At 49.7% G+C, this 21,370-nt stretch carries 20 protein-coding genes and 1 tRNA gene; 14 read left to right on the forward strand and 7 right to left on the reverse strand.

Going from position 1 to position 21,370, the window contains the following annotated elements; translation table 11 throughout:
* Nucleotides 1–38: 38 nt before the first annotated feature.
* The 4 genes from ABV298_RS11830 to ABV298_RS11845 all read left to right on the forward strand — a co-directional run bounded on the left by ABV298_RS11830 (nucleotide 39) and on the right by ABV298_RS11845 (nucleotide 5,544).
* Nucleotides 39–4,175: a T9SS type A sorting domain-containing protein gene (locus ABV298_RS11830; RefSeq protein WP_353722308.1), complete on the forward strand. Its 4,137-nt coding sequence runs from the start codon at nucleotides 39–41 to the stop codon at nucleotides 4,173–4,175.
* Between the two features lie 70 nt (nucleotides 4,176–4,245).
* Nucleotides 4,246–4,698 carry a nucleoside deaminase gene (locus ABV298_RS11835; RefSeq protein WP_353722309.1) on the forward strand — a complete coding sequence of 151 codons (453 nt, stop codon included), beginning with the start codon at nucleotides 4,246–4,248 and terminating at the stop codon, nucleotides 4,696–4,698.
* 64 nt (nucleotides 4,699–4,762) lie between these two features.
* Nucleotides 4,763–5,371, forward strand: coding sequence for a superoxide dismutase (locus tag ABV298_RS11840; RefSeq protein ID WP_353722310.1), 609 nt, complete (start codon nucleotides 4,763–4,765; stop codon nucleotides 5,369–5,371).
* 97 nt (nucleotides 5,372–5,468) lie between these two features.
* Nucleotides 5,469–5,544, forward strand: a tRNA-His gene (locus ABV298_RS11845).
* Nucleotides 5,545–5,941: 397 nt separating this feature from the next.
* Here the strand turns inward: ABV298_RS11845 and ABV298_RS11850 are convergent.
* A complete protein-coding gene (locus tag ABV298_RS11850) occupies nucleotides 5,942–6,835 on the reverse strand; it encodes an IS3 family transposase (RefSeq protein ID WP_353723163.1) in 894 nt (297 codons plus the stop codon).
* On the reverse strand, nucleotides 6,763–7,029 hold the full coding sequence (locus tag ABV298_RS11855; RefSeq protein WP_353718688.1) for a transposase: 267 nt from the start codon (nucleotides 7,027–7,029) through the stop codon (nucleotides 6,763–6,765). Before ABV298_RS11855 ends, ABV298_RS11850 begins: the two co-directional genes overlap by 73 nt.
* Before the next feature lie 206 nt (nucleotides 7,030–7,235).
* Between ABV298_RS11855 and ABV298_RS11860 the strand changes: the two genes are divergently transcribed.
* Complete coding sequence (locus tag ABV298_RS11860; RefSeq protein WP_353722311.1) at nucleotides 7,236–7,523, forward strand: hypothetical protein; 288 nt, start codon at nucleotides 7,236–7,238, stop codon at nucleotides 7,521–7,523.
* Nucleotides 7,524–8,364: 841 nt separating this feature from the next.
* Here the strand turns inward: ABV298_RS11860 and ABV298_RS11865 are convergent.
* On the reverse strand, nucleotides 8,365–8,652 hold the full coding sequence (locus ABV298_RS11865; RefSeq protein WP_353722312.1) for a DEAD/DEAH box helicase family protein: 288 nt from the start codon (nucleotides 8,650–8,652) through the stop codon (nucleotides 8,365–8,367).
* Between the two features lie 403 nt (nucleotides 8,653–9,055).
* On the opposite strand from ABV298_RS11865, the gene ABV298_RS11870 reads away from it, so the two are divergent.
* From ABV298_RS11870 to ABV298_RS11890, 5 genes are all read left to right on the forward strand, one after another.
* Complete coding sequence (locus tag ABV298_RS11870; protein ID WP_353722314.1) at nucleotides 9,056–9,592, forward strand: antibiotic biosynthesis monooxygenase; 537 nt, start codon at nucleotides 9,056–9,058, stop codon at nucleotides 9,590–9,592.
* A 59-nt stretch (nucleotides 9,593–9,651) separates the two neighbouring features.
* Entirely contained in the window at nucleotides 9,652–10,248 is a 597-nt protein-coding gene (locus ABV298_RS11875; RefSeq protein WP_353722315.1) for a class I SAM-dependent methyltransferase, read from the forward strand.
* Between the two features lie 22 nt (nucleotides 10,249–10,270).
* The gene (locus tag ABV298_RS11880) at nucleotides 10,271–10,558 is read left to right on the forward strand and encodes a transposase (protein WP_353718731.1); all 288 of its coding nucleotides are present in this window, start codon (nucleotides 10,271–10,273) and stop codon (nucleotides 10,556–10,558) included.
* Between the two features lie 5 nt (nucleotides 10,559–10,563).
* Nucleotides 10,564–11,400, forward strand: coding sequence for an IS3 family transposase (locus tag ABV298_RS11885; RefSeq protein WP_353723174.1), 837 nt, complete (start codon nucleotides 10,564–10,566; stop codon nucleotides 11,398–11,400).
* Nucleotides 11,401–11,566: 166 nt separating this feature from the next.
* Complete coding sequence (locus ABV298_RS11890) at nucleotides 11,567–12,253, forward strand: porin family protein (protein ID WP_353722316.1); 687 nt, start codon at nucleotides 11,567–11,569, stop codon at nucleotides 12,251–12,253.
* A 60-nt stretch (nucleotides 12,254–12,313) separates the two neighbouring features.
* Here the strand turns inward: ABV298_RS11890 and ABV298_RS11895 are convergent, their stop codons facing one another.
* On the reverse strand, nucleotides 12,314–12,706 hold the full coding sequence (locus tag ABV298_RS11895; RefSeq protein ID WP_353722317.1) for a hypothetical protein: 393 nt from the start codon (nucleotides 12,704–12,706) through the stop codon (nucleotides 12,314–12,316).
* Nucleotides 12,669–14,060: a hypothetical protein gene (locus tag ABV298_RS11900; RefSeq protein ID WP_353722318.1), complete on the reverse strand. Its 1,392-nt coding sequence runs from the start codon at nucleotides 14,058–14,060 to the stop codon at nucleotides 12,669–12,671. The genes ABV298_RS11895 and ABV298_RS11900 overlap by 38 nt, the downstream gene beginning before the upstream one ends.
* Nucleotides 14,061–14,247: 187 nt before the next feature.
* On the opposite strand from ABV298_RS11900, the gene ABV298_RS11905 reads away from it, so the two are divergent.
* Genes ABV298_RS11905 through ABV298_RS11915 form a run of 3 tightly spaced genes read left to right on the forward strand, consistent with a single transcriptional unit; the run spans nucleotide 14,248 to nucleotide 17,241 of the window.
* Nucleotides 14,248–14,586 carry a helix-turn-helix transcriptional regulator gene (locus tag ABV298_RS11905; protein WP_353722319.1) on the forward strand — a complete coding sequence of 113 codons (339 nt, stop codon included), beginning with the start codon at nucleotides 14,248–14,250 and terminating at the stop codon, nucleotides 14,584–14,586.
* Nucleotides 14,583–14,903: a permease prefix domain 2-containing transporter gene (locus tag ABV298_RS11910; protein ID WP_353722320.1), complete on the forward strand. Its 321-nt coding sequence runs from the start codon at nucleotides 14,583–14,585 to the stop codon at nucleotides 14,901–14,903. Before ABV298_RS11905 ends, ABV298_RS11910 begins: the two co-directional genes overlap by 4 nt.
* Nucleotides 14,836–17,241 carry an ABC transporter permease gene (locus tag ABV298_RS11915; RefSeq protein ID WP_353722321.1) on the forward strand — a complete coding sequence of 802 codons (2,406 nt, stop codon included), beginning with the start codon at nucleotides 14,836–14,838 and terminating at the stop codon, nucleotides 17,239–17,241. Before ABV298_RS11910 ends, ABV298_RS11915 begins: the two co-directional genes overlap by 68 nt.
* A gap of 11 nt (nucleotides 17,242–17,252) precedes the next feature.
* Here the strand turns inward: ABV298_RS11915 and ABV298_RS11920 are convergent, their stop codons facing one another.
* Nucleotides 17,253–18,221 (reverse strand): SGNH/GDSL hydrolase family protein, encoded by a 969-nt coding sequence (locus ABV298_RS11920; protein ID WP_353722322.1) that lies wholly within the window; start codon nucleotides 18,219–18,221, stop codon nucleotides 17,253–17,255.
* Between the two features lie 466 nt (nucleotides 18,222–18,687).
* On the opposite strand from ABV298_RS11920, the gene ABV298_RS11925 reads away from it, so the two are divergent.
* Nucleotides 18,688–18,888 carry a hypothetical protein gene (locus ABV298_RS11925; protein ID WP_353722323.1) on the forward strand — a complete coding sequence of 67 codons (201 nt, stop codon included), beginning with the start codon at nucleotides 18,688–18,690 and terminating at the stop codon, nucleotides 18,886–18,888.
* A gap of 18 nt (nucleotides 18,889–18,906) precedes the next feature.
* Here the strand turns inward: ABV298_RS11925 and ABV298_RS11930 are convergent, their stop codons facing one another.
* Complete coding sequence (locus ABV298_RS11930; RefSeq protein WP_353722324.1) at nucleotides 18,907–21,294, reverse strand: ABC transporter permease; 2,388 nt, start codon at nucleotides 21,292–21,294, stop codon at nucleotides 18,907–18,909.
* Between the last annotated feature and the right edge of the window lie 76 nt (nucleotides 21,295–21,370).

Here is a 21,370-nt window from a genome sequence, read left to right on the forward strand (position 1 = left end):
CAGTCAAAAGGTTAGCGGAAAGATATTTAGACAGATACATGAAAAAAACATTTATTAAAGAGAGTTTACTTACCATTTTCGCCACGGTATTCTGCCTGGCATTTTCTTTTGGACAGACTACGATTACCACCGGGACAATCACCCCGTCGCCGGCTTGCGTGGGAGGCGATCTTTCGGTACCATTCACAACCACAGGTACAGTGGCGCCAGCCGTGGTTTTCGTTGCACAGTTATCCGATGCCGCAGGTGTCTTTAGCGCGACTCCAACAGAAATCGGAACTTCCGCGGCGTCGCCAATTGCAGCAACTATTCCAACCTCAACGACCGCCGGAGCCGGCTATAAAATTCGCGTAGTTTCCAAGCTTGCAGCAGTAATTAAGATTACAGGTTCTGAAAGTGTCGCCATCACAATCAATGCGGTTCCTGCAACTCCTACCGTAACCACGCCTGTCAACTATACGCAAGGAGACACGCCCACTGCACTTACGGCCACACCTGCAACGGGGCTTTTGTGGTACTCCTCCGCATCTGGCGGCAGTGGCTCCGCAACAGCGCCTACACCATCAACAGCTATCGCCGGAACTACAAGTTACTGGGTATCTCAAAAGATAACAGGATGCGAAAGTGAGCGAGCCAAAATTGATGTGGTCGTAGCTCCATGTACACCTCCGGCCGCCCCGGCAGTTACCAACAAATCTTACACAGTTGGAGACGCTTCAACCCCATTGACTGCTACCGGCGCGGCAGGTGCAACTTTTAAATGGTATTCGGCTGCCACAGGTGGAACCGGTTCCGCAACAGCGCCTACACCATCGACAGCCACAGCTGGAACGACCAGCTATTTTGTATCCCAAACCGTAGGAGGATGTGAAAGCGCCCGCGCTGAAATCGTTGTAACGGTAAGTGCATGCACACCGCCCGCAGCACCGACCGTCGCTAACAAATCATACACAGTGGGCGATGCGGCGGCTCCATTAACCGCAACTGGATCAAATTTGAAATGGTATTCGGCCGCCACAGGTGGAACCGGTTCTACAACCGCGCCTACACCTTCAACGGCGGCAGCAGGTACAACCAGCTATTTTGTATCCCAAACCGTAGGAGGATGTGAAAGCGCCCGCGCTGAAATCGTTGTAACGGTAAATGCCTGTACACCGCCGGCGGCGCCAACGGTCGCTAATAAATCATACACAGTGGGCGATGCGGCGACTCCATTAACCGCAATAGGTACAAATTTGAAATGGTATTCGGCCGCCACAGGTGGAACCGGTTCTGCAACCGCACCTACTCCGTCGACCGCCGCTCCCGGGACAACCAACTATTACGTTTCTCAAACGGTCGGTGGCTGTGAAAGTGCAAGAGCTCAAATTGTGGTAACCGTAAGTGCTTGTACGCCGCCAGCAGCGCCGGGTGTAAGCAATGTTTCATATTGTATAGGAGCCGCAACCACCGCGCTTACCGCTACCGGTTCCAATCTGAAATGGTACACCCAGTCATCAGGCGGTACTGGCTCGTCAACCGCACCTAAACCTTCGAGCGCAACAGCGGGCGTTACGAGCTACTACGTGTCTCAAACCGTAGGTGCTTGCGAAAGCGCGAGGGCCGAAATTAAGGTAACAATCCGCGAAACTCCTGCTCCCAATGCCACATCACCTGTCGAATATTGCCTGAACGAAAAAGCTTCACCGTTAACTGCCGACGGCGAGAACCTGAAATGGTATATGTCGTCAACCGGCGGAACCGCCTTGTCGGGAACCCCCACACCCGTTACAACCGCTGCTGGAACGACGCGCTATTATGTTTCCCAAACAGTGAATGGGTGTGAAAGCCAGGCCAGAAAGGAAGTAGCTGTGGTTGTAAAGAACCCATCTACTGCCCCGGCTGTTACTGCAACGGTGAACCTTTGCCAAAACTCAACGGCAACTGCCTTGACTGCCACCGGAACCGCCCTTAAATGGTACACTACCGCAAGCGGAGGCACCGCATTAGCTGGCGCGCCGGTACCAGTAACAACAACTGTGGGCACTACCAGCTACTACGTCAGCCAAACAACCGCAGGACTGTGTGAAGGTCCGAGAGCAAAAATCGATGTGATAATTAAAGATACCCCCGCGGCACCAACTGTTAAACCTGTTGATTATTGCGTTGGCGAAAAACCCATCGCATTGACCCCTTCCGGACCGGTTTACAAATGGTACACCGTACCGACCGGCGGTTCAGGATCGACCACAGCTCCAACGCCAACTGCGACGACTGTCGGTACGACGTCCTATTATGTTACCCAATCCACGACTTATGGAAACCTCACGTGCGAGAGTACACGCTCGAAGCTGGATGTGACTATCAATGCTACGCCTGCGAATGTGACGGCATTGTCGGAAGCATTCTGTCAGGAACGTGCGGATAAAAATTACACTTTTCCTACACAGGCGTCGGCGGGCAATACTTTGAACTGGTATGCGGCCGCAACCGGCGGAACAGCCAGCAAAACGGCACCCTCCATTAACCTGAAAGACGCAAAAGAAACGACTTACTATGTAACGCAGGTCACGGGCAAAGGCTGCGAAAGCACCACGCGCATTGCACAGAAAATTCTCGTAAAACCTCTTCCCGGCCTCCCCGGCATTCCACAACCGCTGATCGAATATTGCCAGTTCGTAGCTGCAAAGCCATTGGAAGCGACGGCTGTTACGAATGCGACGCTGGATTGGTATGGAACTAACGCGACAGGCGGCACGGCAAGCCCCAATCCACCGACCCCGTCAACGGCGGAAGGTGGAACTACGTCCTACTATGTCGGACAAACGCTGGCCGGATGTGCTGGCGACCGTGCGAAAATCGATGTGAAAATCAATACCACACCGAAACCATCGACCAAGACATACCTCGAATATTGCCAGAACGACAAAGCCCCGGCACTCGACGCCACCGGAACTGTTTTGAAATGGTACCGCGGTGCAAACGACACCGAATTTCAAGGCGTTCCTTTCATTCCGTTTACCGAAAAGGTTCAGGATTATTCGTTCTATGTAACGCAAACAGGAACAAACGGCTGCGAAAGCCCCAAGGAGGAGATCAAAATTCATATCAAGGCATTGCCCTCCGCGACGATTTCCGGTAACTCCACCATCGATCTCGGGCAGTCGGCGACCATTAACATCAAGTTTACCGGCGACGGGCCGTGGAAATATATTCTGTCCAACGGCGATACCGCAACGACCGACCAGGCTAACCACCAGGTGGAAGTTAAACCGAATACTACAACCAGCTACCTCCTCACCGAAGTTTCCAACGCTTGCGGCAAAGGTACCATTAACGGTCTGGCCGTTGTTACGGTGAAAGTTCCGACCATCAACTCGGGAAGCCCCTCCGTTTCGGAAATTTGTGCCGGGAAGCCGTTCACAGTGCCATTCCAGCAGTCGGGCGATTTCCCTGCCGGCAATACCTTCAAGTTGCAGGTGGCGACCGAGAATGCGGATGCCAAATTCTATACGATCCCGTCGACTGCCACCGCAAACACCGTGTCGGCCACATTCCCCGATACAACCAGGGGAGGCGCTTACTTCGTGCGGGTGATCAGCTCGGGCACGAATCCCGACTTTACCGTAAAAGGAAGCGTAAGTCCGATCACGATCAACGCAAGTCCGCTGCCTGTGGCCACGCTGACAGGCACTCAAACGATCGTGGTTGGAGAAACGGCGGAGCTCAAAGCGGAAATTACCGGAAAATCGCCCTGGGTGATTACGCTGAACAATGGGACCAAAGACACGCTCATCAACGCGAACGCGACCCCGTTTGTTTTCAAACTGGCTCCCAAAGTAACCACCACCTACGCCATTACCAAAGTAACCAACGGCTGTGGTATCGGCAGGGGCGTAGGCACCGTAAGGGTGCAGGTTGATCCGATTCTGGGCGTGGAGCCACCCGCGCCGGCAAACTGGGCGAAGGTTTACCCCACGGTGATCAACGGCAAATGTACCGTCGAAGTGACGGGCACTATTTCTCCGAAACAGGCGAAAATCGAAGTCGTGGACCTCAACGGCCGTCCGCGCGCGAGCCAGGCGATCAAACAGCAAAAGACGGAAGTCGATTTCGCCAATTATCCTTCGGGACTTTACCTGCTGCGCATTCAAAATGGTAATCTGAGCACCGTGCAGCGCGTGATAAAACCCTGATAACTAATTCAAACAACACGACGGGACATTTGTTGCGATGCAATGAATGTCCCGTTTTCTTTACCGGCATATGGATATACAGGCAGACATTACGGACCATTATTTTATGGAAGAAGCCCTGGGCCTCGCGCGCAAGGCCTACGAGGACGGCGAAATCCCCGTCGGCGCGCTTGTCGTCGCCAGGGACCGGATCATCGGGCGCGGGTACAACCAGACCGAGCGCCTGAACGACGTCACCGCTCACGCCGAGATGATCGCAATCACCTCAGCCGCCGACCATCTCGGCTCCAAGTATCTTACGGACTGCACGCTGTACGTAACGCTCGAACCGTGCGTCATGTGTGCCGGTGCGCTTTACTGGACGCAGATCAGGCGGGTGGTCGTGGGGGCGATGGACGAAAAACGCGGATTTTCGAGGATTGGTCAACCACTTTTGCATCCGAAAACGAAGCTCGTAACGGGCATTATGGCCGCGGAATCGCAAGAGTTGCTCCTCAAATTTTTCAGGCAATTAAGAACATAAAGCGGCTTTCTGCTGTTAGCCTTACTGTTAAAACAAATTTTTCAATCATTAAACTACACTAAAAATGGCATTTACACTTGATCCTTTACCTTACGCAAACAATGCTCTGGAGCCACACTTCGACGCATTGACCATGGAGATACATCACGACCGTCACCACCAGGCTTACGTTACCAATCTGAATGCAGCAGTAACTGGCACTGAGCTGGAAGGCAAAACCATAGACGAACTTTTGGCCAATATCAGCAAGGCCCCTGCGGCTGTACGCAACAACGGCGGCGGGCACTGGAACCATACATTCTTCTGGAAATCGCTCTCGGCAAACGGCGGCGGCGAACCTACCGGAGAACTGGGCAAAGCCATCACCGCGAAATTCGGTTCATTCACTGCATTTAAAGACGAATTCAAAAAAGCCGCCACCGGCCGTTTCGGATCAGGCTGGGCGTGGCTGGTAGTGAAAGACGGCGGCGAGCTGGCTATCACTTCTACTCCTAACCAGGACAACCCATTGATGGACATTGCCGAAGTAAAAGGAACTCCGGTAATCGGCCTGGACGTATGGGAGCACGCATATTACCTCAAATATCAAAACAAGCGCCCCGACTACATCGACGCGTACTGGAACGTTGTAGACTGGAAAGCTGCTGACGCACTGTACACTGCGGCTAAATAATCGGGCTTCGGCTACTGAAAGGGTTTGCGGTTTGTAAAAAATTTGTGAAAATCTCTTGCAAGCTGTAAACCTTTTCCTAATTTTGTGTCCTCAAAACGGAGGTTGTAGCTCAGTTGGTTAGAGCACCAGATTGTGGTTCTGGGGGTCGCGGGTTCGAGACCCGTCTCCCTCCCTTGAAAATAGTTCAAAGTCAAACAAAATGCCTGTAAATCAATGATTTACGGGCATTTTTGTTTTTCACATTGTATCAAAAAATGCAAAAATTCCCATGTTTTCCAGCGTCATTCGTGTAGTTCGACGCTTTGCGAAATAAGACGCTGAAAAATTCCCGTAAAATCCCGATTCGCAGCCTGTTCACTGCCTAACAACATTCGGTTAGGTAAATAGCCGAAAGACGAGTGAAGGCTTGCAACCGTCATATTTTGAATTGTAACTTTCATTTGCATTGATCATAGTTTAATTTCAGCTTCCGATAACGCCTCACTTCCAAAAATCTTCATGAAGCATCGTGTACTTTTCTGCGTGTTTCTTTTGCTGTTGAAGCCTTACCCTAATGAGGACAGTGCACGTTTAGACTTTATCCATTTCTAGTTTCTTGACAAACGTTGCCGGTGCTAAGCCAGCCAGTGCTTGATGCGGATGAAATCGATTGTAATCTTCCATCCATTCGTCAGACAAAATACGAACCTGTTCAAGGGATTCAAATAAATAGGCATCTAAGACATCCTCGCGATAAGTGCGGTTCAATCTTTCCACATACCCATTTTGCATCGGTTTTCCTGGCTGAATATAGTGGATTGCGATGCCTTTATCTTCACACCATTGCCTGAATTTATCTGCTAGAAATTCAGGCCCATTGTCAACCCGAATTTGTTCGGGGTATGGTCTGACTAATGCTATTAGTTCCAAAACATCGATTACTTTCTGAGCAGGAAGTGAAAAATCTGCATGTGCTGCAAGTACTTCTCTGCTGCAATCATCCAGAATTGTCAGCACTCGGATCTTACGTTTATTCACCAGCGCATCAGAGACAAAGTCCATGCTCCAACTCTTGTTTGGCTCACTGGGTACCTGTAAGGGCTGCTTGATTCGAGCTGGTAAACGCCGTTTGTGACGACGGCGATGCTTCAAATTTAGCAGTCGGTAAACTCTTAGAACCCTTTTGCGGTTCCACACTAAACCCTCATTGCGAAGTTTCCCATAGTAGTCGTCAAAGCCTCTTGTCGGGTAGGCTTCCGCATATGCTCGTAATTTTTCAATCACTGGCTGATCATCTTTTCTGCTACGGTAGTACCACTTAGATCGATGTAACCCAACTACCCGGCAAGCCCTGCCAACGGATACTTTTTCTTCAACAGCCCACCCCACAAGTTCCTTTTGTCGACAAGGCTCTACAGCTTTTTTTCGATGATGTCCTTTGCAAGTTTGTAATCCAGGCTTAGTTCCGCATACATCTGCTTCAATCGTCGATTTTCATCCTGCAAAGCCTTCAGTTCTTTCAATTGCGCAGCTTCCATACCACTGTATCTTTTGCGCCAATTGAACAACGTTGCCTTGGAAATGCCGTATTCGCGGCAAACATCCATGGCTTCTCGGCCACCCTCATACTGTTTGAGGATCGCCACGATCTGGGTCTCTGAGTAGTTTTTCTTTTTCATGTGACAGTTAAAATTAGCTCATTTCGAGTCTAATCCTACACTGTCCTAAATTCGGGAAAGCCTACAAATTCGGGAAAGCCTACAGTGGGCTTTCAGGCGACCAATATGTAATGATTACCGGGAAGAATGACATATTCACTTACAAATATTATGACCAGCAGATATGGAAAGTTCAAAAAACGATTGGAACGTCAACTTTCGCTATTTTGGACAGACGACTGCATCTATCCAACGATTTTGGAAGTTCCTGGACAAAGGTAAGTGATATGGATTTGTTAAATGTTCATTTTTTTGATACTAAATATGGCATTGGCTCCACCAGAGAAAATGTCTTCGGTGACGAAGTGATCGTTGAAACCAGAGACGGAGGAGTTACCTGGAAAAAAATTAGAAACTTAGGTGACTTTGTCTTTTCTCTAGACATGGATTTTTCCCAAAAAAGTGGTATAATCGGTGGGGTCAGTGGGTATATGTGGAAGTATATACTGTATTAAAATCTTGGTTACTTGGATAGTCACCGATAGCCATATTTTGTAGTGCTAAAAAACGCTTTAACACTACTAATGGACATTAAATTTAGCACCATCGCAGTTATCACCGCCAAAAACCACAGACATTTTCTAAACTTTGAACACTTAAACCACCTGAAAACTCATCCCCAAATCAGCGAGAACCAAACTCCTATCAGTCAATTTCGCCAAAAGAATATGCATAACTTTTTTTGTACTTGTATCTGTCTAGTAGGCAACAAGTAAAAAATTTGTGTATACTAGTGCTTTGAAAATAGATCCTTCTCTATGCGACTCTTTATCACTTTTGCATTTACTTTTTTCGTCGTTTCGTTTTGGCCGCAAAAGTCGGTCGGGCAAATTAGGGTGACGGATGAACAGTGTGCTAAGGAACATCAGCGGATATTGAAAATGCGGAAATCGATCATTAAGACTTACACAAGGGGGAGCCGCGCGGTTAGTCAGGCCACTGCGGAAAGAATGGCAACGAACATTGAAATTACGGTTGATTCGCTGTGCGCATCAGCGGTGAGAAGAAAATTAAACACGAGTCAACTTCGTCGCGAGTACGACCGCGCAATTCTGGCAACTGCTGGTTACTCGATACACAACGAGAAGTTCGATCTGAGGGACTCGACCATCGCTGCAAACTTTTTTCGGACTGGCAAATACATTGTACAGACTGGCACCCCCTAACTCTGGGCGATTCTTATTTGAAAAAATTCATAAAGTGTTTCTAAAAAGTTTGCGGGGCAAATAAAGAGGAATACTCTGGTCTATAACAGGTACTTTTGACAAGTGCTGCTGTGGGGCGACGATATCATTATTATCCAACTGTTCGGACCAAAAACCCTCGGATCAATGGGATGACGCCACCTGACGTCAAGGTTTTCCCACTTCCTGTCGTGTGCCAGATATACCCGTTACCCCGGTTTTGGTGAATGCAATCCATGATGGCTTTCACCGCATAAATTTGGTATGGCCGCATCACGAGCAATTTCTGTTCGCTCTCAACCAGCACCATATACTTGCTGATCATTTCACCCAGCGTGCACTTGGTCAGGGAACTTATCGGTGAAAGGTTCGAGGTGTGTGATTTTCTTGTTGTTTTCATCCGCTAGCTGGTAAATGGACAAAAACTGCTCATCTGCATTGAATGCAAAATGCTGGCTCCTGTTATTCGCGAAATAGTATGTGTTTGTCCTGTTGCTGACAATAAACAATTGCATGAAGCAAAGCAGGGAATTACCGTAACTATTGCCCGGTCGCTTTTGTAATCCACGATCTGCTGCATAGCTTTTCGCGGTGAAATGTCAAGGCCCTTTAAGATCGTCTTCTATTTGACTTTCCTTGCTCATTCAGGTTCTGTTCGCGATTTGGTCAAATTTAGCCTTTTCAAGTTGGTAAGTCATTTGAAGCATTCGTAAAAATTGCTTTCTCGATATTACAGGACTGTAAGGCAAGCCAAAAATATAGAATTCGATAAATTTGCATTACTACTTTCAACCCACATCCCCATGCCCATCCACGTAGCCATCACCCGCAAAGTCCTCCCCGGAAAAGAACAAGAATTCAAAGACGCCCTGCGACGTTTTCTGGGCGACTCGTTCCTCCATGGCGGTGTCCACGGTGCAGCCATGATGACCGCTCTGCCAGGCAGCGAGAGCCGCGAAATCGGGATATTAAGAACTTTTGCCGATCAGGCTGAGCGGGATGCTTTTTACAATTCGAAGTTGTTCAAAGATTGGGAAGCCTACGCATCGACGCTGACAGAGGAACCTGTTTATCGAGAGCTGACGGGTCTGGAAGCGTGGTTTCGCTCTCCGGTTCCTCCGCCGAGATGGAAAATGGCGGTGGCAACGCTTTGCGGGGTGTATCCTACCAGCCTGTTCCTGACTTATGTTCTTGGCCCATATATTCAGGGATTGCATCCTGCATTCAGGACCTTGATTGTGGCCGGGTGTATGGTGGGGCTGCTGACGTGGGTGGTGATGCCGCAGATTACGAAGGTGCTGAAACCGTGGCTAGCTAGTAGCCGGCAAAGTGGCAAGTAGGACCAGGTGAATCAGGCTCTCAGCACAATGAAAGATGTAAAAGAAAAGTGGCCTTACGAATGGACAAATCAAACGGATACGAGAACAACACGGCGACATTCATTCGCTGCCGCTCGAAGGGCGTCGATGGAGTCGGTGCGGCATCCGTTCGGCTTTGGGCAAGGTCGCTGCCGCTCCATGCCACAGTGCTGGATGTCGGTTGTGGTGCCGGTGACCCGATTACGAAGACATTGGTTGATGAAGGCCTGACCGTTTACGGGGTCGATGCGTCGCCCTCGATGGTTAGGGCATTCCGGCATAATTTTCCCGACATTCCGGTTGCATGTGAAGCTGCTGAGGATTCTTCATTTTTCAACCGGCAATTCGATGCTATAATTGCCTGGGGGGTAATTTTCCTTTTGCCGGAGGAGACACAGCGTATTGTGATTCAAAAAATGGCCAATGCGCTTTACCCTGGCGGAAAGCTGCTATTTACCGCCCCTTCTCAAAAAATGAAATGGGAGGATGCCATTACGGAAACAGAATCGATATCGCTTGGAACGGAGAGCTACGTAAAATTGCTGACCGCATCGGGACTTTCGCTCATCGAGGAATTCGAAGACGAGGGGGATAACCATTATTATATAATACTCCCAGAAATCTGGACAGCTGCTTAAATTTCTAACTTAGTAGCTGACTATGAAAAAGGAACGTAGAAAATTCAGTGCGAGCTTCAAAGCCAAAGTGGCTATTGAAGCGATTAAAGAGGTTCAGACCGTGCAGGAATTGGCCTCCAAGTACGAGATTCATCCAACACAGATAGCTGCCTGGAAGCGAGAGTTTCTGGAAAAGGCTGAATTAGTTTTCAGTAAAGAGGCACCCACCACTGGTAATGAATCCGAAAACACAAAAGAGAAGGAATTGTATTCTAAAATCGGTGAACTTCAAGTCCAAGTCGATTTTTTAAAAAAGGTCTTGGGGAAATGAGTGTTATGGAGAAACGCGGACTTGTTTCCCCTGAGTACCCTGAGCTAAGCGTCTCGGCACAGTGCAAATTGATTGGTTTACAGCGTAGTAGCTATTACTTTAGGCCGAGAGGTCAGTCTCTGTTAAACCAGCGATTGATGAAGGCCATTGATCGCCAGTTTCTAGAGTGCCCGTTTTATGGCGTAGAACGCATGCGTGATTACCTGATCGGACTGGGATATCCTGTTGGTGTGAAGCGGGTGAGAAGACTTTATAGACTTATGAATTTGCGCACAATTTATCCCAAGCGCAATCTAAGCAAATCCAAACCAACAGATTACAAATATCCATATTTGCTGAAGGGGTTGAAGATTGAGCGCCCCAATCAGGTCTGGCAAGCCGATATATCTTATATTCCAATGTTCAGAGGATTTATGTACATGTTCGCCATTATTGACGTTTACAGCCGTCGAATTGTGGGATGGAGTATCTCCAATACAATGAGTATGGAATGGTGCCGGGAAACGCTTTTGGATACGATCCGTACACAGGGAAAGCCCGAAATATTCAATACCGACCAGGGTAGCCAATTCACAAGTCAGGGTTTTATTAAGCCGCTCTTAGAGAAAGGGATACAAATTTCTATGGACGGAAAAGGACGGGCCCTAGACAATGTTTTCATCGAAAGATTTTGGAGGTCGCTCAAACAAGAGTACATATACTTAAATCCTCCAAATGGCGGGATGGATTTGTATCGGGGAGTAAAAGCATATGTGGAATTTTACAACCGTCGACGCAAACACACAGGAACCGGGTACATTCCCGATGAATTGTTTTTCCAGATCAATGCAAAAGCATCCTAATTAAACTTAATTTCATCCGTCGGCTGTCCAGCAAACCGGGAGTATTTCATTATCATGCGGTCAGGCTAATGAAAGAAGGCCCATTTGAAGGATCTCAGATGAAGAATATAAAGAAGATGTCACCGCACGTTATATAAGTGGTTAATCATCCTGTAACGTGTCTTCTATGAAAAATTCTACGTTCTTTTATTGGCTGATTTCAGCGCTCATCTTCGTTTCGACCGCGGAGTCCCAGGCTCAATATCACGTCGGCATTCGTGCAGGTGTCAATTTCGCCAATTTCAAACCTGGTGAAATTTTTGATTATGATACCAGGGTCGGAACAAACGTCGCAGTACTCTTCAATAAAAACTTAAACGCACGCCTGAGCATTCAGTTTGAACCAGGCTTTTCACAACGCGGGGCGCAATATGAGACTTCCGGAGAAGGCCCTTTGAACGGGTTGATACTCAAAAGTGAGGAAACAGGTAAGTTTCTGTTAAACCTGATCGAGCTTCCGGTCTTGCTGCAATGGAAATCAAGCATCGGGAAATTTACAGGCATTGTTTCGCTGGGACCCGAACTTCGCTATCGGGTTGGTAATGTGAGATTTAAGTACACGTCTAAAATTACATACGACGGTGTCGTGTCAAAGGACGAGTCCGGTGTCGTCAATATGAATGACGGTTTTGGACAAAGAGCATTTGATTATGGCGTTGCGGGCGGCTTGGGCATTGCTTATCCGGTAAAATCACTCAAGATCTTCGCCGAAGCACGTTACCACCTCGGACTCCGGCGATTGATCGGGGATCTGAAAATGTACAACCGCGGCCCATCCGCCCACCTCGGCGTGCTGGTTCCGATGGGGAAGTAGGAAACTAATAACAGGGCATTTATCAAGCAGTAGTGCTCTTATCCGAGCATCAGTAACCTGCTATTTCGTGGAGGACTGGCTGACGTTGACCTTCACATCCTTAAACATAAAAGCATTACTGCTAACCCTCACCGCCTTGCCGCTAGCGGTTGTAATATTCCTGAGAATAACTTCCCTGGTTCTGACATAAGGGAATTTTTCGTGATAGGAACTGTCGGTCATGTCCGGGTTGAAGTCGGCGAAAATTGCAGGGCCCTGGTAGTTTTCGGGATGCCGGGAGTCGTCGATACGGAGGTTTTCGATGGTGATCCGTTCGGGCATGTAGCACGTGTAGCCAAAGTCGTGCTGCCCCGAATAAGCGCCGCTGATGAGCGAGGCACTGACGGGCTTGCCGTTCGCCGGCACGAAAACGCAGTTACGGATCACCAAGCTCTCCCTGCCACGTACTGCCATAATCGGGACGCAGGTTAACAACGCTTCTGCCTCGGATAGTCGAGTTCTCCACCAATAACAGCCCGCTGCCAATGGCATTGATGCCCATATGCCCGAGCGTCGAGTTACGGATCGTTGCATTGGCAACTCCCTGATGCGCGTCGAACCGCGAGAGGATACAATGGTCGTAGAGAAGGTTTTTGCAGAAGTTCGAGCCGAAAATGCCCCAATACCTGTTGTCGTTAATGTCGTTGGTCTGTGTACAATGGATAAACGATACATTGAGCGCACGGTTGGCTGAAAGATCGTAAGTGCCCATCGTTACCGGCTTGCCTGCGGCGCCGATGGTGCTGTACGTACGGTGGCCGGTAAGAATAGCATTCTTTACCGTTACATAGGCACAGTCGCCGATATGGATGAACCCCGAATAGGGTGCGCCTTGGTCCCCTTCGCCCGTAATACGGTGTTCCAATCCTTCCAAAAGCACATTGGATCGTCTGATGGCGATATTTCGGTTATAATAGGTGTACTTTGATTCGGCCTTGTTGGCGATGGTGGTAAAACGCCCGCCGCTGATTTTTAACGGCTTTTCATCGATAGGCATCGCGGTAATATCGGTGATCCGGTCAAAATCCCAGATGATCGGCGCATTCATGTCCACATTGCCGTTTTTGTCGACGACGAAAATGTCCGTCTGTGAAGAACCGTTGTTTTGATTGAGCCCGAACCGGATGTATTGTTTTACATTCGAATTCGTCACCGTGATCAGGCAGGACCCCGGCAACGACACATTGATTTTCGCCTGGTTTCTTTTGAGCGAAATTATCCCCTCCGGTTTGAAAGGTTCAAGACTGGAGCTAACCGTAAAAACGGAAGCGTTGCGGTTCTGAACGTCGCTGTCGTCGATGATGAAAGCTGCCTTGCCAAAATCCGTGTCGGTGCGGATTACGGCTGTGCGCTCCTTTCCGCTGATGTAATACGTAGCCCCGTCGTCGGCTTCCACCGCCAGGCCGTGTGAATTGGCAAATGCATGGGTCGCGGCGATAGCATCTATATCATCCGTCTTACCATCGCCTTTTGCACCAAAATCGCTGTAATGTACCGATCCGGCCGCTTTATACTTTTTGAGGTTTTGTGAAGAAACATTTACCGTCAATTCACCTTTTTCACTGGTGTACACCCGGGTTTTTCCATTCCCCGATAGAATCACCACATTGTCGGGCGCTTTTTTATCCTGTGCCTCGGCGGCAAACGCATAAATCAAACAGAGAAATAGCGGGAACGTGTACTTCATGGCAGGGGTCAGGTTTGATTCTCTTTCATTTAAAAGCAGGAATCCCCGGCCGCTACTCTCCTCTCCGATGCGGAAAAGCATGATATTACGGCGTTTTCTCCTTCCCCTGCGATCGGTTTCAAATGATAAGCCGGACAACCGGTGTTCGTAAACGGACAGCTTCGCCTGGCCAGCATATTATCTAAATTGTTAAATATCAATATATTATAAAAAATCAGAGCCACTGGCAAGCTATTTGATCAGCAAATATGGAACTAATGACTGACCCATGAACAGGGCTTACCTCGGAGAATTTGAAGAAATCGTATTACTGACCGTAGCGGCACTCGACGGGCGGGCGTATGGCGTCGTGCTTGCGCATGAAATTACGGAACAGACCGGCCGGCCGGTGCGGCTCAACCAGGTTCATTCCGCTCTGCAGCGACTGGAAGAAAAAGGAATGGTGCGATCGGACATGAGCGAACCGACAGCGGAGCGCGGCGGGCGGCGGAAGCGGCTGTTTTCGGTGACCGCCTATGGAGAGAGCACCTTGCAGCAAGTCCGGGAAGTACGGGAAAATCTCTGGTCGAGACTGGCAAAACCATTTAAACTCGCGGTTGACCTATGAAGCCGAACACTCCCGAAACACCTGCGCCACCTGCGCTTGCCGACAAGCTTCTTAGCCGGATATGCGCCCCGCATTTACGCGAAAGCATTCTCGGCGACCTGCACGAAGAATTTCATTATCAGGCGCGCAGCATAGGACCCCGAAAAGCCCGGCTGCATTACTGGCGTGAGGCATTAGGCTTCATCAAGCCCAGGTATATCCGCAGAAAAAGCCCCCCCCTATCCAGCCACTTTTCTATTCAGCTTCGATATGATCCGCAACTACTTCACCATTGCCTGGCGCACGCTGGCTTCCAACAAGATCTATTCGTTCGTTAATGTCGTCGGCCTCAGCATTGGCCTGGCGGCCGCTATGCTGATATTGCTGTATACCAAAGACGAGGTAAGCTTTGATCAGTTCCATGCCAACAATCCGAATATTTACCGGATCACTAATAAATTCATATCCCCGGCGGGAAAGCAGGTAGGCGTAATGGGAAATACGGGCTATCTGCCGGGACCGAAATTTGCCGCCGGTGTGCCGGAAATCCGGGCGTTCGTGCGCTATCACTGGCATCGTAACGATATTAAAAAAGGCAATGAAATCAAGAGCACAGAGGTCTTTCGTACCGATTCCTCCTTCTTTTCCGTCTTCTCTTTTCCGTTGTCGAGCGGCGACCCCAAAACCGCATTGAAAGAGCCCAGATCGGTAGTGATTTCGGAAGAAATGGCTGAAAAACATTTTGGCAGCACGGACGCCCTCGGGAAGACAATCCTGATGAAGGACAGCTTTGACAAAGACGCACGTTTTGAGCTGTATACCGTCACGGGTGTGGCACGAAAATCGCCTCAAAACTCATCCATTAAGTTCGATGTCCTTATCCCGATGGTCATTGGCCCCAGCGAAATACACCGCGCCACAAACTGGTTCAACACTTTCATGAACACCTTCGTCCTGCTCGCTCCCGGCGCGGATGTGGCCCAGGTAGAGCGGAAAATGAACCTGGTTTACAATGCGGACGCCAAAGAAGCCATTAAGGAAGTAGCTAAAAAATACGGAATGAAGGACAAAAAACAATATACCCTTCAACCCTTTACAGATATGCACCTAAGCAGGGAATTGCCCTCCGACAACGGTCTGGCGGGGCATAACAACCCGCACCTATCGTATATACTCACCGGCATAGCGCTGTTTATACTCGCCATCGCCTGTATCAATTTCGTAAACCTGACGGTAGCCCGGTCGTTGAAGCGGGCGAAGGAAATCGGTGTCCGTAAGGTCGTCGGAGGCGGCCGTGCACAACTGATCGTCCAGTTCCTTGGCGAATCTTTCCTGCTCTGTACGATTGCATTCGTTTTTGCGCTCGTGCTTGTACAGGCCACATTGCCCACATTTAACCACCTTGCCAATAAGGCCCTGGCGCTTTCCTATCTTTTCGATATTTACCTGGTACTTGGCTATCTTGGGCTGTTTCTGGCTACGGGCTTGCTGGCCGGCTTTTACCCGGCAATGGTATTGTCTGGTTATAATCCTGTCAAAACGCTTTATCACCGCCTGCAACTTTCAGGCAAAAACTACCTGCAAACTTCACTGGTGGTCATCCAATTTACCATTGCTTCTTTCCTGATTATCGGCACGCTTACAATCAGCTCCCAGTTCAATTATTTGATGAATAAAGATTTAGGCTACAACGACGAGCACCTGATCAGTATCGAGAAGTCCAATCTCACGCGGGACGAAGTTCGACTGCTCAAACAGGAGCTGGGAAAAGATCCCAACGTGATCGCCGTGGCGCCCAAAAATATGGGCCGCTGGAACACCTCCGCAAAAGTGAACGGCGGTACCGAGGTGGCTTTTACCTATGAAACTGTGGACGCGGAATACCTGCCTGCTATTCAGGTGCCTGTTGTGAAAGGCCGCAATTTCTCACCCGCTTTCCCCTCCGATACGGTGGACGCAGTGCTCGTAAACGAGGCCTTCGTCAGGCAGGCGGGCTGGAAAAACCCGATCGGGCAAATCGTGGACTTTCCCTATGAAGGTTTCAAATGTTCGGTCATAGGAGTCGTGAAAGATTATCACTATTCCGATTTGAGCGAGAAAATCGGTCCGCAACTCTTCACAATGCGGCCCGGCAATCCTTACGGGAGGTTTTTCGTCAAGATCAAGCCCGGCACCGAAACCGCCAGCCTCCGGCATATTGCCGAAACTTTCGCCCGGCTGTTTCCCCTCAGCCCGTATTCTTACCAGTTTATGGACGATGAGAATATGAAACGTTACGAGTCGGAGGCGAAGTGGAAACAGATCATGCAGTTCGGCACCGTTCTCACGATCTTCATTTCGTGCATCGGGCTATTCGGTCTGGCCACACTTGCTGCTGAGCGCCGCAACAAGGAGATCGGCATACGGAAAGTTTTGGGAGCGTCGGTCAACAGTATTGTGCAGCTGCTTACCTCCGACTTTCTGAAACTGGTCTGCATTTCATTCGTTTTCGCATTCCCGCTTGCCTACTACGCCATCGACAAATGGCTGCAAAATTACCCTTACCGGATCGGCATCAGCGCAACGGTCTTCGTCCAGGCCGGCTTGCTCGCCATCGCCGTAGCTCTGGTGACAGTCAGCTTTCAATCGATACGGGCCGCATTGGCGAACCCTGTCAAGAGCCTGGGAAGCGAATAAGCCGGGCACATTTAATATTTCAAATCCTTGATTTTCCTGACGATCCGGTTGGCTATGATCTGATAACCATAATTATTAAGGTGAATTTCGTCCGTCGGATTGGCTGGCCGCATTCCCGAAGGGAAATTGCCGCGTTCGATATTCGTCAGGTCTTTTTCTGTCGGCGTGTATCCGATGGCTTTCATTTCAGCGTCCGTAGGGGGTGTCATCGGAACGTAGTTTTTTCCATACAATGAGGCCAGCCGATCGTTGAAGGCCATAACCTTATTGTAGCCATCGGTGCCTTTCATTTCAACGACAGCGGGCAGTATGCCGAGCACCAGGTACCGCCGCGGCTCCGCGATATAGTCGACCGAACTTTTGATCGCCGCCAGAATTCCCTCTTCGGGTTTCGATTCGCCGATGTCGTTCCGCCCATACCACAGGATTTGTGTCGCTGTCCGCAGTTTGACGGCATCGTCCAGTTCGAACACCGAGTCGTCGGGAATCTCTTTATCGAGGGGTGGCTCGGCGGGTGTTTGGGAAGTCGTATCCCCTTCGTCCGTCACGAGCGGCTCCACGGTGTACTGCTCGCCGGTGCCGGGTGTGAATGTACGTGTAATCCTGCATTTCACGCCTACGAGCGTGCCCGTGCGCGTATAAACCCTGTCATTCAGGGGCGTCGAAAGAAATTCATTGTTCAGTTTGGCCACCCTCAATGGTTGCGATCCGTCGAACTTGCCGCCGGCTACGGAGATAGTCAAAGGCACACCGCCCTGCCGTATCGCGATCGACAGCGCGATTTGCCCGTTTATACCGTCGGTAACTACCGGTCGACCGGGCAATGCGTCGCCGACCCATTTACCGTACGGCTCACTGGCTCCGATGCCGATGGTAAGGCTGTCGCCAAAAAAAGCGAGCGTTTTATCCCGGTCGTCTTTTCTGGACGGGATGATCTTATCGAGCAGGTTATCGCAGGATGTCAGGAGTACTGTGGACAAAACAACCGCCCCAGATTGGTGAAAAAAACGTCTTCGATCGACTGGCAGGCCTGATTCTCCACCAGGCTCGGTGTGTTGAAATGCTTTCATTTAGATAGATGGAACGTTGCTAATCATGGATGCTTTTGAACGCACTGCATATGCAGCACGCCAACACAATCGCAATAATCGTTCCAAACCGGCGTCACGGAAATTCTACAAGACCAACGATGAAATATAATGGAATTTATCCAAATTAATGGATTATTTCCATTATATTTGCTCTGTCAGTATCCGACTTTTATAAATTGGGTTTTAGGGTTGTATATAATGATGACATTCCGGGAGCATTGTTTCCGGAATGTTTTGCTTTAAGGGAGTAGCTCAAAATGTCCGCCTCGTCGCGACAAATCGGGGTTTGGTCTACTTTCGCAATTACGGATACGGAAGCCGGCTACCTTTGCTGCAAAACCAACCGTCAAAAGTCATGAAAGCTTCCACAGAAAGAGTCCTCATCCGCTGGATACACATCGTGTTCAGCATTCCCGTCGTGGGTTACATATATGGTCCCGTGGCCGATTCGCCTTATGGCGCGCAGGCGGTGCGACTGGTATTCCTGCCGGTTATCGCCCTTTCGGGCCTGTGGCTGTGGAAAGGGCAATGGCTTCGTAAAAAGCTACGCGTGTGAAGGCGACCGAATCCACGCTCACTCCGACCTGAGGCTCTTCACGGGGTTGGTCAGGGCAGCTTTGATACTCTGGAAACTCACCGTAAGCAACGCAACCCCCACCGAGAGCGCAGCAGCCAGCACGAACACCCATATGCTGATATCTATTTTATAGGTGTATTCTTTCAAAAACCGCTGCATGGCAAGCCAGGCGATCGGTGCGGCAATGATAAACGAGATGAGCATCAGCCTTAGAAAATCACGCGAAAGAAGTTGCACGATGTTGTAAACCGTCGCGCCCAGGACTTTTCTTACGCCTATTTCCTTGGTACGCTGGGTTACCACAAACGACACCAGTCCGAACAATCCCAGCGAGCCTATCAATATCCCCAGTACAGCAAACAGTTGGAGGAAATTGGAAAGCTTGCGTTCACTGTCGTAAAAGCTCCGGATGTCGTCTTCCAGAAATTTAGGGTCGAAATAATGGTTGGGGAATATGGCCTTCCAATGCTTACCGATATGAGCCAATGCTTCGGTCTTTTTCGAATTGTCGATGCGGATACTGGCGAGCTGGAAATTCCATGTCGCGTAAAAATACACATGCCCTACCAGCTTGCTTTTCAAATCTTCGGAATGATAATCCTTTACGACACCGATGATCGTCGATTCCATACCCCAGAATTTGAGACGTTGCCCGAGCGCTTTTTCCGGATTTTTGAAACCCATGTCACGCGTCGCCTTTTCATTCACCACAATATCCACCGTGTACTCGCCATTGACCTTCCGGGTCGTGTCCCCCACGGTAATCGTACGGCCCGCGACCATCGGAATGTGAAAAAAATTGAAATAGTTGGTATCCACGTGCTGCACACGGAACGTCGCCTCTCCATTGGGCAATCCGGCGTGCTCTACGGTACTCCACCAGTGGTTTCTCTTGCTTGCGGGGGTAGTCAGGCCAAATGCAACTTCCCGGATTTCCGGATATTGTTTCAGCTGATGGCGGAAGCGTTCACGCAGGGCGCCACTGCGGTCGGGCATATTGACGGTAACAATGCCACTCTTCTCAAAACCCAGGTCTTTTTCATAAAAATACCGGATTTGTTTCATCGCCAGCAATGTGCAAATAACCAGTACCTGCGCAATCACAAATTGCATTACCACCAACGACGATCGCAGCGAAATACCGCCATCAGGCAGTGCAACACGGTTTTGCAATGCCCTCACCGGCTGGAAACCGGACAATACGAGCGCGGGGTAAAATCCGGCACACAAAGTAACTATCACCACCAGTCCCGCCAGGAACAGGAACGTTTCCGGCCCCCACACCCTGGAACTGTCGATACTCGTATTCAGGAGTTCCGATGAATAGGAAACGAGCTGTGCCGCCAGCAATGCGCCCAGCAATGTGGCCAGCAGGACAAGCATACCGGTTTCACCAAAAAACTGGAAAATGAGCTGCCGTCTGCCGCTGCCCAAAACCTTGCGCACCGCCACCTCGCGGCCGCGCTGGATCGCCTGGACCGTCGCCAGATTTACGAAATTGATACAGGCAATAAAAATGAGAAATATGCCGATGCTCGTGAGGGTATAAAGCATCCATTTCGGCATGGAGTACCTGAAAGGGTCCTTGCTGGTGTCGAAATGCATGTCGGCGAGCGGTTGCAGCTCGTAGGAGATGATCGTGGTTTCGTCCTGCCGGCTTTTCGTGAAGCGTGTCAATCCGGTATTGATCGGCCCGGTGGACGCGCCCGGTTTCAGCAATGCGAAACCCTGGTGCATGGAATCGCCACCACTCAACTTGTCCTCCTGCCCGAGGTCAGGCTGGATTTGTTTCATTGTTTCCCAGGAAATGATCATTTCCATCGGAAACTCGGTATTTGCCGGCATGTTACCGATAACGCCTGTCACGGTCAGCACTTTTTGGTTATCGTAGCGCAATGTCCGGCCCATTGCATCACCTTTGAAGAGCTTCTGAGCGGTTTGTTCGTCAATCACCACCTGTCCCGGCGCGCTCAGCGACAGTTTCGGGTTGCCAGCTATCCAGCGGATATCGAGCATTTCAAGCATTTCCGGCTGCGTGAAAAAGATGTTGTTCTGATGAAAAATCTCCGTTCCGACCTGTACCGCCGCGGGATTCATTCCGTAAAAATTAGCCGCCGATTCGACGCCCGGAAATTGCGTTTTCAGCATTCTGATGATTGTCTGATGCACGTGCGACTGCGGTTCGCCAAACTTGTCGACCGACTTGATGCGGTAAATGCGGTCGGCCTTGGCGTGGTAACGATCGAAACTGTATTCGAACCGGACGATCCAGAAAAGCGTAATGGCAACGCCAAGGCCAAGCGTAAGGCCGGTCAGATTGATGCACGTGTACAATCTGTTTTTTTGCAGGCTTCGATAGGCGGTTTTGAAGTAATTTCCGATCATGTTCCGGGCAGGTTGAATGTTAAAAACGAACGGTCCCGTATTAATTTCATAAATAACCTGCCAGCAAAAAAAGGCC

Origin of the sequence: Dyadobacter sp. 676, assembly GCF_040448675.1 — a bacterium.
GTDB lineage: Bacteria > Bacteroidota > Bacteroidia > Cytophagales > Spirosomataceae > Dyadobacter.